Source organism: Mycobacterium sp. ML4 (assembly GCF_054515735.1).
Window position 1 is genome coordinate 110,705 of record NZ_JBTNSY010000012.1, and the last position, 14,960, is coordinate 125,664.

Sequence of the window (14,960 nt, forward strand, 5' to 3'; positions counted from 1 at the left end):
TCAGTCCTGCACCCTTTGCTGGCAAGCCGGACACAGGCCGTGCAACGTCAGGCCCGCCCGCTCGGACAGCGCAAACGAACTGCCCGCCATCGCATGTTCGAGCGCGGAGCTGAGCTGCCGGGCGGGCACCTCGATGATCGCCCCGCACCGGGTGCACACGGCGTGATGGTGCGGCGCGGTAGCCATGCCGTAGGTGGTGACACCACCGTCGAGGGTCAACGCGTGCAACACACCCTGATCGACCAGGGTGGTCACCGTGCGGTAGATGGTCGCGAGGTCTGGGGGCTGGACTCCCGGCGCCAGGCACGCCGGCAACCGGTGCTGGATCTCGGCCACCGACAAGTGCCCGTTGACCGGTTCGAGTACCGCCAATACCTGGATCCGCGAGGCCATCCGGCGCAGCCCCCGCGCGCGCAGTAATTCGCCGATTCGCTCGATGGCCGCCGGGTCCAGGCCCGCCGGTTGGGTCGTCACCCGTTCAGTGTCGCGCCCTGGGCCCGGGATTGCCAGCGCGCCGCGGGGGCGCGTCCCATCACCTGCAAGTCACTTGCAACGAGCTGACAACCAAACCTACAGTTGAGCGTCTCTCCAAGGCGAAAGGATCCGGATGGCGCGCGACCGGCTCGACCGGCAGACGCCCTGGTCCCGGCTGCGGGCCGCACTGTCGCCGGCGGAGTGGGGCCGGCTGGGACTCATGCTGGCCGTGATCGCCACGCTGCATGTGATCGGTTGGGGCACCTTGATCTTCGTCGTGGAACCGGAGCATTTGAGCCTGGGCCACAAGGCATTCGGCGTGGGCATCGGGTTGACGGCCTATACCCTGGGCCTGCGCCACGCGTTCGACGCCGACCACATCGCCGCCATCGACAACACCACCCGCAAGCTGATGGGTGAGGGACAGCGGCCCCTTGCCGTCGGTTTCTTCTTCTCCCTGGGCCACTCCACGGTGGTGTTCACCCTGGCACTGCTGCTCGCGGCGGGGCTACGGGCCGTGGTCGGACCGGTCGAGGACGACTCCTCGCGATTGCACTTCTACACCGGCCTGATCGGCACCAGCGTCTCGGGCGGCTTCCTGTACTTGATCGCCCTGCTCAACATCTTGGTGCTGGTCGGCATCCTGCGGGTGTTCCGGCGGTTGCGCACGGGGCGGTACGACCCGGAAAAGGATGGGGCCGAACTCGAGCAGCAGTTGGACAATCGCGGCCTGATCAACAGGTTTCTCGGACGCCTCACCAAATCGATCACCAAGTCCTGGCACATGTATCCGCTCGGACTGTTGTTCGGCCTGGGCTTTGACACCGCCACCGAGATCGCACTGCTGATACTGGCGGGCACCAGCGCGGCGTCCGGGCTGCCGTGGTAGCCATCCTGTGCCTGCCGGTGTTGTTCACCGGCGGAATGTGCCTGTTGGACACCATCGACGGCTCGTTCATGAACTTCGCCTACGGCTGGGCGATCTCCAATCCGGTGCGCAAGATCTACTACAACATCACCGTCACCGGACTGTCGGTGGCGGTGGCGCTGCTGATCGGCACGGTCGAGTTGGTGGGGCTGTTCGCCGATCGTCTCGGCTGGCGGGGCGGCCTGTGGGACTGGGTCGCCGGCCTGGACCTCAACACGATCGGCTTCGTCGTCGTCGGGATGTTCGTCCTGACCTGGGCAGTCGCACTTGTCGTCTGGCGTCTGGGCCGGATCGAGGAGAAGTGGGCGCCGGCGACCGAACGTGTCGGCTAGCCCGAACCGGAGCGGCGGCAACGCCATCACCGGCCAAAACCTCACCGGATTCATTCGTCACTTGTTCTGATGCACAGCGATTTCGGGGTGTTACCGTTGGCAACGGTGCATGAGCTCTCGCTGTGCCAAGCCATCGTCGGTGTGGTCAAATCCCACGCCGCGGGTCGGCATGTCGAGGTGGTGCGGGTGCGGGTCGGTGCACTCCGGCAGGTTGTTCCCGAATCGTTGTCGTTCTGCTGGACATTGCTGCGAGACGCCGAGGGGATGCCCGACGCCGAGTTGGAACTCGAATGCGTCGCCGCCGAGGTCCGCTGTCGCGCCTGCGGCAGCCGCCAGGAGATCACCTCGGCATGGTCTATCTGGTGCCCGCAATGCGAAAGCCCCGACGTCGAAGTCCTGCGCGGCAACGAATTCCTGGTGACGTCGCTCGACGTGTCCTGAAAGCGACTCATGCCGGCGAGATTTCGCTGCGGAGGATTCCTGCGAACAGTTTGCAACAATCGTGACAGGACGGAAGTAACGCGGCTGACAATAGGAATCGACCGGGACGGGTGGCGCTGCGCACTCCGACCGAGATTGCAAACCCTTTCTGCACAAAACACTTCAACAATCACCACGCTATGAATCATCTTTCTCAGCTGTATTCTCACGACCAAACGTTGACATTGCCCGACGGCACGAGTAGACCCGGAAACAGCGCCGCGCAAGTGGGCCGACGGTCGACTCCGGCGGCGCAGGGGTCTCAGCCCGGCCCCGGAAAGCTGCAGTATGCCGACGGAAGCAGCAGTCAAGGCAGAACAAACGTTGATTCACGTTCTGTGGATCAACGCCGGCCTCAGTTGTGATGGCGATTCGGTGGCGCTGACTGCCGCCACCCAGCCCAGCATCGAGGAAATCGCCCTGGGGGCGCTTCCCGGTCTTCCGCAGGTCGCCGTCCACTGGCCGCTGATCGACTTCGAATGCGGGCCCAACGGGGGCGCGGACGACTTCCTCGAATGGTTCTTCAAGGCCGACCGGGGTGAGTTGGAACCATTCGTCCTGGTCGTCGAGGGGTCCATCCCGAATGAGCAGATCAAGAGCGAAGGCTACTGGTGCGGGTTCGGCAACGACCCTGCCACGGGCCAGCCCATGACCACCAGCGAATGGCTGGACCGGTTGGCGCCCAAGGCGACCGCCATCGTCGCCGTCGGGACCTGCGCCACCTACGGCGGCATCCACGCCATGGCCGGCAATCCGACGGGGGCGATGGGCGTGCCCGATTACCTCGGCTGGGACTGGAAGAGCAAGGCAGGGATACCGATCGTCTGCGTGCCCGGTTGCCCGATCCACCCGGACAACCTGTCGGAGACGCTGACCTACCTGCTGTACATGGCGACCGGTCAGGCGCCGATGATCCCGCTGGACGACGCGCTGCGTCCCAAGTGGTTGTTCGGCCAGACCGTGCATGAGGGGTGTGACCGCGCCGGCTATTACGAGCAGGGAGATTTCGCCACCGAGTACGGATCCCCGAAATGCATTGTCAAGCTTGGTTGTTGGGGTCCCGTGGTGAAGTGCAACGTGCCCAAGCGGGGCTGGATCAACGGCATCGGGGGTTGCCCGAACGTCGGCGGCATCTGCATCGGGTGCACGATGCCCGGCTTCCCGGACAAGTTCATGCCCTTCATGGACGAGCCGCCGGGCGGCAAGTTTTCCAGCACCGCATCGGGTCTGTACGGGACCGTGATCCGAAGCTTGCGCCATATCACCGCGAAGACCGTCGACAAGGAACCGCGGTGGCGCCACAAAGGCACCGAACTGGTCACCGGAGCCCGCAGGACCTGGTGAACTCGGACTGAGTTCACCCTTTCCAGAGCCGTCTAGACGGAAGAGCAGTATCTGCTATGACAACCATCATTCCCGAACCGTCAACTTCCAAGCGGGAACCCGGCCAGCTCGTCGAAATGGCGTGGGACCCGATCACCCGGATCGTCGGTAGCCTCGGCATCTACACCAAGATCGACTTCGAGAACCGCGAAGTGGTCGAGTGTCACAGCACGTCGTCGATCTTCCGCGGCTACTCGATCTTCATGAAGGGCAAGGACCCTCGCGACGCCCACTTCATCACCAGCCGCATCTGCGGCATCTGTGGCGACAACCACGCGACGTGTTCGTGCTACGCGCAGAACATGGCCTACGGCGTCAGGCCGCCGCACCTTGGAGAGTGGATCGTCAATCTCGGCGAGGCCGCGGAATACATGTTCGACCACAACATCTTCCAGGAGAACCTGGTGGGAGTGGACTTCTGCGAGAAAATGGTCGCCGAGACCAACCCCGGCGTGCTGGCCAGGGCGGAGACGACTGCCGCGCCACACGCCGATGCGCACGGGTACAAGACCATCGCCGACATCATGCGCTCGCTCAACCCGTTCAGCGGTGAGTTCTACCGCGAGGCGCTGCAAGTCAGCCGCTGGACCCGAGAGATGTTCTGTCTCATGGAAGGCCGGCACGTGCATCCCTCCACGCTGTACCCCGGCGGGGTCGGCACGGTGGCCACCGTTCAGCTGATGACCGACTACATGACCCGGCTGATGCGCTACGTCGAGTTCATGAAGAAGGTCGTGCCCATGCACGACGACCTGTTCGACTTCTTCTACGACGCGCTGCCCGGCTACGAGAAGGTCGGTCTGCGTCGCACCCTGCTCGGCTGCTGGGGCTCGTTCCAGGATCCCGAGGTGTGCAACTTCGAGTACAAGGACATGGAGCGCTGGGGTAACGCGATGTTCGTCACCCCGGGTGTGGTGGTGGACGGCAAGCTGGTCACCCACTCGCTCGTGGACATCAACCTCGGCATCCGGATCCTTTTGGGCAGTTCGTATTACGACGACTGGACCGACCAGGAGATGTTCGTCAAGACCGATCCGCTGGGCAACCCCGTGGACCGGCGGCACCCGTGGAACCAGCACACCAACCCGCATCCGCAGAAGCGGGAACTGGAAGGCGGCAAGTACAGCTGGGTGATGTCGCCGCGCTGGTTCGACGGCAAGGACCACTTGGCGCTCGACACCGGCGGAGGGCCGCTGGCCCGGTTGTGGTCGACCGCGCTGGCCGGCCTGGTCGACATCGGCTACGTCAAGGCGACCGGCAACAGCGTGAAGATCAACCTGCCCAAGACCGCGCTGAAGGGTCCGGTGGAGTTCGAGTGGAAGGTGCCCAGGTTCGGCAGCAACACCATCGAACGTGACCGCGCCCGCACCTACTTCCAGGCCTATGCGGCGGCCTGCGCGCTGCACTTCGCCGAGAAGGCGCTGGCGGAGATCCGCGCGGGGCGCACCAAGACGTGGGAGAAGTTCGAGGTGCCCGACGAGGGCATCGGCTGCGGCTTCACCGAGGCGGTACGTGGCGTGCTCAGCCACCACATGGTGATTCGCGACGGCAAGATCGCCAACTACCACCCCTATCCGCCCACCCCGTGGAACGCCAACCCGCGCGACAGCTACGGCACGCCGGGTCCCTACGAGGACGCCGTGCAGGGGCAGCCGATCTTCGAGGAGAACGACCGGGAGAACTTCAAGGGCATCGACATCATGCGCACGGTGCGCAGTTTCGATCCGTGCCTGCCCTGCGGCGTGCACATGTACCTGGGGAAGGGCAAGACGCTGGAGAGATTGCACACGCCCACCCAGTCACCCGTAATGGAGTGATGAGGAGATGGTGGATCGCCCAGACACCCCTGGCACCATCTCCGATGCAGACGCAGAGTGGCGCGGCGCGGGCGATCGGATCCAGACGTTACTGGATTCCTGCGCGGCAGGAGGGACAGCCGCCTACGATCGCGCGCAGCAACTCGTCCGCGAGGTCGTCGGGCTCTATGGCGCCGGGCTGGAACGGATCCTGGCCCAAACGGGTCCAGAAATGGCCGAGCGGCTGGCCACCGACGACCTGGTGGCCAGCCTGCTCCTGGTGCACGGCTTGCACCCGCACGACGTGCGGCGCCGGGTGTGCGACGCACTGGACCGGGTACGCCCCTACCTGGGTTCACACGGCGGTGATGTCGAGCTGATCGAGATCGCCGACGGCACGGTGCGACTCGCGTTCCAGGGCAGCTGCAAGAGCTGTCCCTCCTCGGCAGTGACCCTGGAGCTTGCGGTGGAAGACTCGGTCCGGGCGGCCGCCCCGGAAATCACCGAGATCGAGGTGGTGACGCCCGAGCGCACCAATGTCATTGCCGCGGAATCACTTTTGGCGCATGTGCACTCGAACGGGCAGGGCGCCACGTCCTGGCACGCCGTGCCCGAGCTGGGCGACCTGATCCCCGGCGAGGTCGCCGGCTTTATCGTTGCCGATATCCCGGTGCTCGCCTGCCGGGTTGACGAGCAGCTCCTGGCTTACCGGGACCGCTGCCCGGTCTGTGACGACACACTGGCCGGTGCGCGCCTGAACGGCACACTCCTCGAATGTCCGCGCTGCGGAACGTCTTTCGACGTGGTAAAGGCCGGCACCGGTGCCAACGGGCTGCACCTGCAACCGCTGCCGCTGCTGGCCCGCGACGGGGTGCTGTCGGTGGCGCTCCCGCGCGAGATGCTGGGGGCTTCGGCATGAGCAGTCCCTACGACGTACTGACCCGCATCGCCAGCCGGCGGGCGCCCGAGCCGGCTGGGGAACGCTGCGAGATGTGCGCCGAGTCGATAGCCGACGAGCATCAGCATGTGGTGGATGTAGCGGCCCGCCAACTGATGTGCGTCTGCCGCGGCTGCTATCTGCTGTTCACCGACCGGCACGCCGAGCTGCGCTATCGCGCGGTGCCCGACCGGTACCTGGCGTTCACCGACTTCGCGCTGGACCGCCGCGCCTGGGAGGCGATGCAGATCCCCGTCGGGATGGCGTTCTTCTTCACCAACTCCGCGCTGGGCCGCACCGTGGCCTTCTATCCCGGCCCGGCCGGGGCGTGTGAGTCCGAATTGGACCTGGACATGTGGGACGCCATCCGGGCCGCCGATCGCCGGGTTGAGCTGCTCACCGACGATGTCGAGGCATTGCTGGTGCGGGTGCCCGAAATAGAATCGGCCCGGCCCCAGACATTTCTCGTCCCGATCGACGCCTGTTACGAATTCGTCGGGGGGCTGCGGATGTTGTGGCGGGGATTCGACGGCGGCCAGCAGGCGCGGGAGTTCATCGACGCATTCTTCGCACAGGTCGCCGCCCGGGCCCGCGAGACACCGCCATGACCGAGCAGCTGGACGTGTCCTTCGCGGTGCTGGACGTGGCGCCCGAACCCTATGCCGTGACCCCGATGCTGACCGCGCGCATCGGTGTCCTCGCCAGCTCCTCGGATATCGAGGCCCCGTCCGTGCACGCGATCGCGCTGCGCTGCCAGGTCCGCATCGAACCACTGCGGCGCTCCTACAACGACGACGAGGCCGCCGGGCTCACCGACCTGTTCGGCACCCGCGACCGTTGGGCGACCACCCAGCGCACCTTCCTGTGGCAACACTGCTGCGCGATGGTGCCGGGATTCGCCGGCAACACCACGGTGGCGCTGCCGCTGGACTGCACCTACGACTTCGAGGTCACCGCGGCCAAATACCTGCACGCCCTCGACCACGGCGCGCTGCCACTGCAATTCCTCTTCAGCGGAACGATTTTCGTCAAGTCAGCCCGCGGGTTCAGCGTGCAGCAGGTGTCCTGGGACTGCGAGGACCGCTACGACATGCCGGTCAGCATCTGGCGCGACCTGATCGCCCTGCATTACCCGAACACCGGATGGGTGCGCCTTGCGCACGAGACCGTCTCCGCACTGGCCGCTTACAAGGCCGCGTGCGGGCTGCTCGACCTCGACCACGCGGTGACCGAGCTGCTGGCCGATGCCTCGGAGCGGGAGGCCGCGCCGTGACTTTCACGACGTCGTCCAGCTGGGACCGGGCTCGCGCCGTCGCCGACGCGGTGCTCTACGAGGGCTACCTGCTGTACCCCTACCGCGGGACGTCGAGCAAGAACCAATCCCGTTGGCAATTCGGCGTTCTCGGACCTCCCGGGGCGGCCGCGGCCGGACTCGGCGAAGACGATGCGCTGTCGGCGCAGTTCCTGGTCGACTCCGCCGATGCGGTCACCCTGGTGGTGCGCTTCCTGCACCTGCAGCGCCGCCAAGCGCAACGCGAGGTCGCCGGCGGCTTCGAGCCGGTCGACGCGCTCAGCACCCCGGGCGGTTCCTGGCTGACCTGGGACGAAGCGGTGGAATGCGAAACGTCCTTCGGACCGTTGGCCTTCACCGAAGCCCCCTGGACCCTGCCGATACGCGCGGCGGCCGCAACCGAGGTCGAGCCCGTCAGCGGTGGCCGCCTGATCCGGGAGCGGCACGAGGTGCGCGGCGACCTGACTGTTTCCGCCGAGCCCGACGGCGACCTGCTGCGGGTCTGCGTGCGCCTGTCCAACACCGGCGCACCCGCCGCGGACCGCACCGACGCGCTGGCCCGCTCCATGATCGGCACCCACGTGATCGCCGAAGCCGTTGGCGGTGGGTTCGTTTCGTTACTGGAGCCGCCGGACACCGCGGTCAGTGCGGCGTCGCGGTGCAGTCACCATCGGTGTTTCCCGGTGCTGGCCGGACCACCGGGTGCTCACGACATGCTGCTGATCTCGCCGATCATCCTCTATGACCACCCCGAGGTGGCCGAACAGAGCAGCACCGCGCTGTACGACTGCACGGAGATCGACGAAATCCTCACCCTGCGCGTGATGACGATGACCGACGAAGAAAAAGTACAAGCCCGCGCCACCGATCCACGCGCGGCACAGATCATCGATCGGTGTGACGCGATGTCGGCCGACGACATGCGCCGGCTGCACGGCGTGCTGCGAGACCCGCACCATGCCGCCGGGCTGTTGCCCGAGATCCCCGAGGGGGTCGACTGGTGGGACCCCTTGGCCGACAACGCGGTTCGCCCGGAGGTCGATGCGGTCCTGGTGCACGGTGTGCGGGTGGCCCGCGGCAGCCGGGTGGTACTGCGACCGCGGCGCAACGCCGACGCACAGGACATCTTCGTCGCCGGCAAGACCGCGCGCGTCACGTCGGTGCACGAGGACGTCGAGGGCAACAGACACGTGGCAGTGGTGGTGGAAGACGATCCGGCCGCCGATCTGCACGACTGGTACGGCCGCTACCTGTACTTCTCCCCCGACGAAATCGAGCCGCTCACCGGCACACTCACCGAAAGGAACCCGTCATGGATGTCTTAGGTTGGATCTTCCTGGCTCTGATCGCACTGGTTGTCGCAGTCGCGGTCGGCTTGGGCGTGGCCTCGATACCGGACGCCAAGCGGTACCTACGCTTGCGGCGCATGTAGGTCAGGACGCTTATGACCGCGCGAATCCTGGTAGCCGGCATCGGGAACATCTTTCTCGGCGACGACGGTTTCGGGTCCGAGGTGGCACGTCGCACCGAGATCCCGCACGATGACGCGCGCGTCGTCGACTACGGCATCGGGGGCATGCATCTGGCGTACGACCTGCTCGAGGAGTGGGACGCACTCGTCCTTGTCGACGCCATACCAAGCCGCGGCGCTCCGGGAACGTTGCACGTCTTCCAGGCCGATCACGACAGTGATTCCGGTACAACAGGTTTCGACGCGCACAGCATGGATCCGCAGACGGTGTTCGCCAGCTTGCGGGTGTTGGGCGGCGCTCCGCCCTACACCGTGATCGTCGGTTGCGAAGCCGGCAACGTCGCCGAAGGCATGGGGCTGAGCGCCCCCGTCGCCCGGGCGGTGCCACGCGCAGCGCAGGCGGTGCAGAAAATAGTTGCCGCCCTGCGGACTTCGGCACCCGCGCGGCAGGAGCGCTGAACCGTGTGTCTGGGTATACCTGGTCAGGTGATCAGAGTGCTGGACGGCTACGAAGGCCAACTCGCCCTGGTCGACGTCAGCGGCGAGGCGCGCAGGGTCAACATCGGAATGCTGCCGGAGGAGACCTTCGAACCCGGCGAGTGGGTGATCATCCACATGGGCTTCGCCGTGGAGAAGACCGACCGCGCCGGCGCCGAGCAGGCGATGGCCGGCCTGGAGTTGATGGGGCGGGGCCGCACGGAGGCTGTCGTCGACCCGGGAGGCGATTGAGGTGACCGCCGTACCCCTGACACCGTCCGACGATGTTCGACAGCGCATCACGGTGACGGGGGTTGTCCAGGGAGTCGGCTTCCGCCCGTTCGTCCATCGCATTGCCAGTGAACTGGGCCTGACCGGGTTCGTTGGAAACGATTCGGGCGCGGTGTTTCTCGAGGTGCAGGGGGATCGTGGCCGGGTGCGGGAGTTCGCGCGACGATTGCGAACGCAGGCCCCTCCGCTGGCCCGGATCAACTCGATCTCGGTGGCCGACGTCGGATCGCGCTGTTGCGGCCCACCTGAGTTCCGAATCGTCACCAGCCAGCGTGCAGGCGGCCCGGCAACGCCGATTCCACCCGACGTCGCAGTGTGTGACGACTGCATCACCGAACTGTTCGACCCACGCAACCGGCGTTACCGGCACCCGTTCGTCACCTGCACCAACTGCGGGCCACGGTTCACCATCATCCGGTCGCTGCCCTATGACCGCCCGGCCACCACCATGTCGGGCTTCGCCATGTGCGCGCGGTGCGCCACCGAGTACCACGATCCCGCCGATCGGCGGTTCCATGCCCAACCCATCGCCTGCCCGGACTGCGGTCCGTCGCTGTGGTTCCGCTCACCGGCCGGGCGGGTCGACGGCTCCGACGCGGCACCGGCGGCCGCCCAGCGGGCGCTGGCATCGGGTGCGGTGGTCGCGATCAAAGGGATCGGCGGCTACCACCTGGCCTGCGTGGTCGACGACGACGCGGTGGTCCGTGGCCTTCGGGCGCGAAAGTCGCGGGGCGCCAAGCCCTTCGCCGTGCTGGTGCGCGATGTCGAGGTGGCGCGCCGCTTCGCCCGGATCGATGCCGAGGAAGCCGCCGTGCTGTCCAGCCCGGCCCGGCCGATCGTGTTACTGCGCCGGCGTCCGGACGCCCCGGTTGCCGACGCGGTGGCGCCGGGCAGCCCGCTGCTCGGCCTGATGCTGCCCTACTCCCCCATTCATCACCTGCTGATGGCGCCGGCGCCCGGCGGGATCCCGCGCGTCCCCGATGCGCTCGTCTTGACCAGCGCCAACCGCTCCGAAGAACCCATCTGTTTCACCGACGACGACGCCGCACAGCGCCTTTGGCGGCCCCGCTCGCCTTCGCGCGATGCACTGTGCGACGCCGTTCTCGATCACGATCGACCCATCCACGTGCCCTGTGACGACTCGGTCGTGCGAGTGATCGACGGCAGAGAGCTCCCGATCCGGCGCTCCCGCGGCTTCGCCCCGCTGCCCGTCGACCTCGGGATGGACGGGCCGGCGGTACTGGCTGTGGGCGGGGAATTGAAGAACACCTTCTGCCTCACCGACGGCTCCCGCGCCTACATGTCGGGGCATATCGGCGACATGGCCAGCTGGGAGACGCTGCGCGCGTTCGAGCGCGCGGTGGACCAGATCACCGGGATACGTGGCCGGCCGGCACGCCTGGCCGCCGATCTGCATCCCGCCTACCACACCCACAGTTGGGCCGATCGGCACCGGCAGGGTCGACCATTGGATCTGGCCCAGCACCACCACGCTCACGTGGTGTCGCTGCTGGCCGAGCACGGGCGGCTCGGCGAGCCGATCGTCGGCGTGGCCTTCGACGGCACCGGCTACGGAGCAGACCGAACCATCTGGGGCGCAGAGATTCTCACTCTCGGCGCGGACAGCCACCGCTTCCGGCGGACCGGGCACCTCAGGCCGGTGATGCTCCCCGGCGGCGACTCAGCCGTGCGCAATCCCTGGCGGATGGCGCTGTCCCAGCTGCGGCTGGCCGACGTCGACTGGAGCCCGGATCTGCCGCCGGTCGCCGCCGCATCGCCGGACGAACTACGCTTCACCCGTTCACAACTGGACAGCGGCACGGCCTGCGTGCCGTGCTCGAGCATGGGTCGCCTGTTCGACGCCGTCGCCTCCCTGCTCGGGGTGCGACACCGAATCGACTATGAAGGCCAGGCCGCAATCGAGCTGGAGGCGCTCGCCGAAACCGCGACTGCCCTGGAACCTGAGATACCCCTACACCTCGCGGTGGGAGCCGACGGTGTGATCGACCCGGCTCCGATGGTGCAATCGATGGTGGCGGCGTGGCGCGGCGGAGCTCGAGCGGCGTTGCTGGCCGCGGCATTTCATCGGGCAGTGGCCGGCGCCGTGGCCGAGGTTGTCACCCAGGTGGCCGGTCCGGTCCGGCTGGTCGGCCTCACCGGCGGGGTGTTCCAGAACGTGCTGTTGCTCCGGGAATGCCGTGAACGACTGTGCTCAGCAGGATTCGAGGTGCTCACCCATCACATCGTCCCGCCCAACGACGGAGGGCTGGCGCTGGGCCAGGCCGCCATCTCCGTCCTGATCGCGCGGGAGGAGGACACCAAATGACGAACACGACCGCGATCGATCGGGGGCTGAGCACCGACCTGGCTGCTGACATCGCCGCCGCCGCCTTCACCCTGGCCAAACGGTTCGCCGCGGGCGCCACCATGTGGTCCGTCGCGCCCGGATGGGAACCGCACGCCCAGCACATCGCGGTGGAGTTCGTGCACCCGGTGATCATGGGTAAGCGGGCCCTGCCCGCGGTCGCGCTGACCGGACCCGACCTGGTGGATCTGGTGCGGGTGTCGGTGCAGCCGGACGACGTCGTGATCGCGGTGTCGGGCGCCGGCCAACCCGACGTGCGGTCGATCATGCGCCGCGCCCCGGCCTGGGGTGCCACCACGATCTGGATCGGCAGTGGTCCGCGGCCGCAACCGGGTGTCGCCGATCATGTGCTGTGGCTGGACGATCCCGATCCCCGGGTGCCCGCCACCGGTGGCTTCGTGCTGTTCTATCACCTGTTGTGGGAGCTGACGCATGTCTGTTTCGAGCATTCCGGCCTGCTCAAACCACCGGAGCCCGAAGGGGTTTGCCTCACCTGCAGCGACGAGGGCCGACTCGGTGAAGTGATCACCGCCGCGGCCGACGGCACTGCCACCGTGCGCACCGCGCGCGGCGCCGAAACCGTGGAGACGACGCTGATCGGCCCGGTCGCCGCCACCGACCTGGTGCTGATACACGCGGGAACGGCGATCTCGCGGGTGGGGGCGCAGGCCTGATGACCGAGCCCACCAACTTCCTCTACCCCTTCATCGACGCACAGGAAGAGAACGCCGACTCGCTGCTGGCCGACCTGACCGCGTCGGCGCAGGCCAAAGCCGCCGAGAGCCTGGCGTTACGCCGCGCCACGCTGGAAGCTAATGCCGAACTGCTGGAGGCGGCCGCGACCGAGCTGGCACGCAGGTTCGCCGCGGGCGGCAGGGCGTTCACCTTCGGCAACGGAGGCAGTTGCACCGATGCCACCACCCTGGCCGCCCTGTTCGCCCGGCCACCCGTCGGAAACCCCTTGCCTGCTTGGTCTTTGACCACCGACCAGGCGATTCTCACCGCACTGGGCAACGACGTCGGGTTCGAGCTGGTGTTCGCCCGCCAACTGATCGCGCGCGCGAAGTCCGGCGACGCCGCCGTCGCCATGTCCACCAGCGGCAATTCACCCAATCTGCTCGCTGCGCTCGCCGAGGCCCGGCAACGTGGCCTCTACACCATCGGTTTCGCCGGTTACGACGGCGGTGCATTCGCGCACAACCCGAATGTGGACGCCTGCTTCACCGTCCGCTCGCAAAGCGTGCACCGGATCCAGGAAGCCCAGGCGTTACTCGGCTATCGGCTGTGGCTGGCCGTGCAGGACAAGTGTGATCAGGGGGCTGCATGAAACACTCAGCAGGCGAATACCTTTCGTCGGGTCCACGGTTCGCCGAAGGTCAGGTGATCGAACGCATCGAATCGTTCCGCAGGCGGCGCCCGCGCCTACTCGATGACCACATCACGCTGGCGCACGGTGCCGGCGGCAAAGCCTCGGCAGCCCTGGTGGACGCCGTGTTCCTGGAGGCTTTCCGCAACCCGCAGCTCGAGTCGCTCGGCGACAGCGCGGTGCTCACCCTGCCCGGCGGCGAGCGGATCGCCATGTCCACCGACTCATTCGTGGTGCAGCCCAGGCGTTTCCCGGGCGGCTCCGTCGGCACCCTGGCCGTGCACGGCACCTGCAACGATCTCGCGGTGGCCGGCGCGGTCCCGTCCTGGATCTCGTCGGCCTTCGTGCTCGAAGAGGGCTTCCCGATAGCCGAGCTGAAGGAGATCGTCGCCGACATGGCGGTCGCCGCCGCCGACGCCGGCGTGCAGATCGTCACCGGCGACACCAAGGTGGTGCCCAACGGCGCGGCCGACGGCCTGTTCATCACCACGACCGGCACCGGTGTCATACCCGCCGGCCGCAACCTGACCGCGACGGCGGTGCGCGCCGGCGACAGACTGCTGCTGTCGGGGCCGATGGGCGATCACGGCATGGCGGTCCTGCTGGCCCGCGGCGATCTGGCCATCGAGGCCGACATCGTCTCGGACACAGCATCGTTGAGCCCGCTCGTCGAACTGCTGATGGCGGCGGCGCCATCCACCCGGTGGCTGCGCGACGCGACCCGGGGCGGGGTGGGCACGGTCTGCAACGAACTCGCGCAGTCCTGTGGTCTCGGCGTCCTACTCGAGGAGGAGCGCCTGCCGGTGCGGCCGATGGTCAACGGGGCGTGCGAACTTCTCGGTATCGACCCGCTGTACGTCGCCAACGAAGGAAAATTCATCGCCGTCGTCGCGGCCGGGGAAGCACAGGCTGGGCTGGCCGCACTGCGTTCGCACCCGCTGGGTGCCGACGCCGCCGACGTCGGTGAGATCGTGACCGAACCCGCGGAAACCGTGGTGCTGCGCACCGGATTCGGCGGCTCCCGGATCGTCGACATGCTGGTCGGCGATCCGTTGCCCCGAATCTGCTGAAACGAGAGAGGAGACCGCCGATGTGCCTTGGCATTCCGGGGCGGATCGTCGAGATCAGCGACCCGGCAAATTATCTGGCCAAAGTCGACGTCAGTGGCGTGCGGCGCACCATCAGCGTGCGACTGCTGGAAGGCGACCCGCCCGAGCCCGACGACTGGGTGCTGGTCCACGTCGGCTTCGCGATGGCCAAGATCGACGAGACCGAAGCGCTGCTGACCCTGGAGGCTGTCAAGAAACTCGGCGAGGCATATACCACCGAATTGGAAGCCTTCGACTCTTCCGCGATCGTTTAGGAGCGC

The 14,960-nt window shown here is 67.1% G+C and carries 16 protein-coding genes and 1 pseudogene; 16 read left to right on the forward strand and 1 reads right to left on the reverse strand.

The features are described from left to right. Positions 1-474, reverse strand: coding sequence for a Fur family transcriptional regulator (locus tag ACX9NE_RS15545; RefSeq protein WP_459362263.1), 474 nt, complete (start codon positions 472-474; stop codon positions 1-3). Positions 475-607: 133 nt separating this feature from the next. On the opposite strand from ACX9NE_RS15545, the pseudogene nicT reads away from it, so the two are divergent. The 16 genes and pseudogenes from nicT to ACX9NE_RS15625 all read left to right on the forward strand — a co-directional run bounded on the left by nicT (position 608) and on the right by ACX9NE_RS15625 (position 14,954). Then, positions 608-1,734, forward strand: a pseudogene (gene nicT, locus ACX9NE_RS15550) (Nickel transporter NicT). A gap of 105 nt (positions 1,735-1,839) precedes the next feature. Continuing rightward, a complete protein-coding gene (locus tag ACX9NE_RS15555) occupies positions 1,840-2,175 on the forward strand; it encodes a hydrogenase maturation nickel metallochaperone HypA (RefSeq protein WP_459362264.1) in 336 nt (111 codons plus the stop codon). 327 nt (positions 2,176-2,502) lie between these two features. Continuing rightward, the gene (locus ACX9NE_RS15560) at positions 2,503-3,558 is read left to right on the forward strand and encodes an NADH-quinone oxidoreductase subunit B family protein (protein ID WP_459362265.1); all 1,056 of its coding nucleotides are present in this window, start codon (positions 2,503-2,505) and stop codon (positions 3,556-3,558) included. Positions 3,559-3,614: 56 nt separating this feature from the next. Beyond that, positions 3,615-5,414 (forward strand): nickel-dependent hydrogenase large subunit, encoded by a 1,800-nt coding sequence (locus ACX9NE_RS15565; protein ID WP_459362266.1) that lies wholly within the window; start codon positions 3,615-3,617, stop codon positions 5,412-5,414. Between the two features lie 7 nt (positions 5,415-5,421). Beyond that, positions 5,422-6,312 carry a NifU family protein gene (locus ACX9NE_RS15570; protein WP_459362267.1) on the forward strand — a complete coding sequence of 297 codons (891 nt, stop codon included), beginning with the start codon at positions 5,422-5,424 and terminating at the stop codon, positions 6,310-6,312. Next, complete coding sequence (locus ACX9NE_RS15575; protein ID WP_459362268.1) at positions 6,309-6,938, forward strand: DUF5947 family protein; 630 nt, start codon at positions 6,309-6,311, stop codon at positions 6,936-6,938. Before ACX9NE_RS15570 ends, ACX9NE_RS15575 begins: the two co-directional genes overlap by 4 nt. After that, positions 6,935-7,603 carry a DUF6084 family protein gene (locus ACX9NE_RS15580; protein WP_459362269.1) on the forward strand — a complete coding sequence of 223 codons (669 nt, stop codon included), beginning with the start codon at positions 6,935-6,937 and terminating at the stop codon, positions 7,601-7,603. The genes ACX9NE_RS15575 and ACX9NE_RS15580 overlap by 4 nt, the downstream gene beginning before the upstream one ends. Further along, a complete protein-coding gene (locus ACX9NE_RS15585; protein ID WP_459362270.1) occupies positions 7,600-8,946 on the forward strand; it encodes a hypothetical protein in 1,347 nt (448 codons plus the stop codon). Before ACX9NE_RS15580 ends, ACX9NE_RS15585 begins: the two co-directional genes overlap by 4 nt. Beyond that, positions 8,934-9,053: a DUF6893 family small protein gene (locus ACX9NE_RS15590; protein WP_459362271.1), complete on the forward strand. Its 120-nt coding sequence runs from the start codon at positions 8,934-8,936 to the stop codon at positions 9,051-9,053. The genes ACX9NE_RS15585 and ACX9NE_RS15590 overlap by 13 nt, the downstream gene beginning before the upstream one ends. A gap of 12 nt (positions 9,054-9,065) precedes the next feature. Beyond that, complete coding sequence (locus ACX9NE_RS15595; RefSeq protein WP_459362272.1) at positions 9,066-9,551, forward strand: hydrogenase maturation protease; 486 nt, start codon at positions 9,066-9,068, stop codon at positions 9,549-9,551. Positions 9,552-9,554: 3 nt separating this feature from the next. Then, entirely contained in the window at positions 9,555-9,821 is a 267-nt protein-coding gene (locus tag ACX9NE_RS15600) for a HypC/HybG/HupF family hydrogenase formation chaperone (protein ID WP_459362273.1), read from the forward strand. A 1-nt stretch (position 9,822) separates the two neighbouring features. Next, the gene (gene hypF / locus ACX9NE_RS15605) at positions 9,823-12,186 is read left to right on the forward strand and encodes a carbamoyltransferase HypF (protein ID WP_459362274.1); all 2,364 of its coding nucleotides are present in this window, start codon (positions 9,823-9,825) and stop codon (positions 12,184-12,186) included. Beyond that, positions 12,183-12,899 (forward strand): hydrogenase assembly protein HupF, encoded by a 717-nt coding sequence (locus ACX9NE_RS15610; RefSeq protein ID WP_459362275.1) that lies wholly within the window; start codon positions 12,183-12,185, stop codon positions 12,897-12,899. Before hypF ends, ACX9NE_RS15610 begins: the two co-directional genes overlap by 4 nt. Then, positions 12,899-13,552, forward strand: coding sequence for a D-sedoheptulose-7-phosphate isomerase (locus tag ACX9NE_RS15615; RefSeq protein ID WP_459362276.1), 654 nt, complete (start codon positions 12,899-12,901; stop codon positions 13,550-13,552). Before ACX9NE_RS15610 ends, ACX9NE_RS15615 begins: the two co-directional genes overlap by 1 nt. Further along, positions 13,549-14,661, forward strand: a complete 1,113-nt coding sequence (gene hypE / locus ACX9NE_RS15620) for a hydrogenase expression/formation protein HypE (protein ID WP_459362277.1) — start codon at positions 13,549-13,551, stop codon at positions 14,659-14,661. The genes ACX9NE_RS15615 and hypE overlap by 4 nt, the downstream gene beginning before the upstream one ends. Before the next feature lie 20 nt (positions 14,662-14,681). After that, complete coding sequence (locus tag ACX9NE_RS15625; protein ID WP_459362278.1) at positions 14,682-14,954, forward strand: HypC/HybG/HupF family hydrogenase formation chaperone; 273 nt, start codon at positions 14,682-14,684, stop codon at positions 14,952-14,954. Positions 14,955-14,960: the final 6 nt, after the last annotated feature.

Excerpts from the sequence above, each read along its gene's own strand:
- ACX9NE_RS15560 (WP_459362265.1), top strand. The coding sequence starts at position 2,503 with ATGCCGACGGAAGCAGCAGTCAAGGCAGAACAAACGTTGATTCACGTT.
- ACX9NE_RS15610 (WP_459362275.1), top strand. The coding sequence starts at position 12,183 with ATGACGAACACGACCGCGATCGATCGGGGGCTGAGCACCGACCTGGCT.
- ACX9NE_RS15615 (WP_459362276.1), top strand. The coding sequence starts at position 12,899 with ATGACCGAGCCCACCAACTTCCTCTACCCCTTCATCGACGCACAGGAA.
- hypE (WP_459362277.1), top strand. The coding sequence starts at position 13,549 with ATGAAACACTCAGCAGGCGAATACCTTTCGTCGGGTCCACGGTTCGCC.
- ACX9NE_RS15595 (WP_459362272.1), top strand. The coding sequence starts at position 9,066 with ATGACCGCGCGAATCCTGGTAGCCGGCATCGGGAACATCTTTCTCGGC.
- ACX9NE_RS15590 (WP_459362271.1), top strand. The coding sequence starts at position 8,934 with ATGGATGTCTTAGGTTGGATCTTCCTGGCTCTGATCGCACTGGTTGTC.
- ACX9NE_RS15625 (WP_459362278.1), top strand. The coding sequence starts at position 14,682 with ATGTGCCTTGGCATTCCGGGGCGGATCGTCGAGATCAGCGACCCGGCA.
- ACX9NE_RS15570 (WP_459362267.1), top strand. The coding sequence starts at position 5,422 with ATGGTGGATCGCCCAGACACCCCTGGCACCATCTCCGATGCAGACGCA.
- ACX9NE_RS15565 (WP_459362266.1), top strand. The coding sequence starts at position 3,615 with ATGACAACCATCATTCCCGAACCGTCAACTTCCAAGCGGGAACCCGGC.
- ACX9NE_RS15575 (WP_459362268.1), top strand. The coding sequence starts at position 6,309 with ATGAGCAGTCCCTACGACGTACTGACCCGCATCGCCAGCCGGCGGGCG.
- ACX9NE_RS15580 (WP_459362269.1), top strand. The coding sequence starts at position 6,935 with ATGACCGAGCAGCTGGACGTGTCCTTCGCGGTGCTGGACGTGGCGCCC.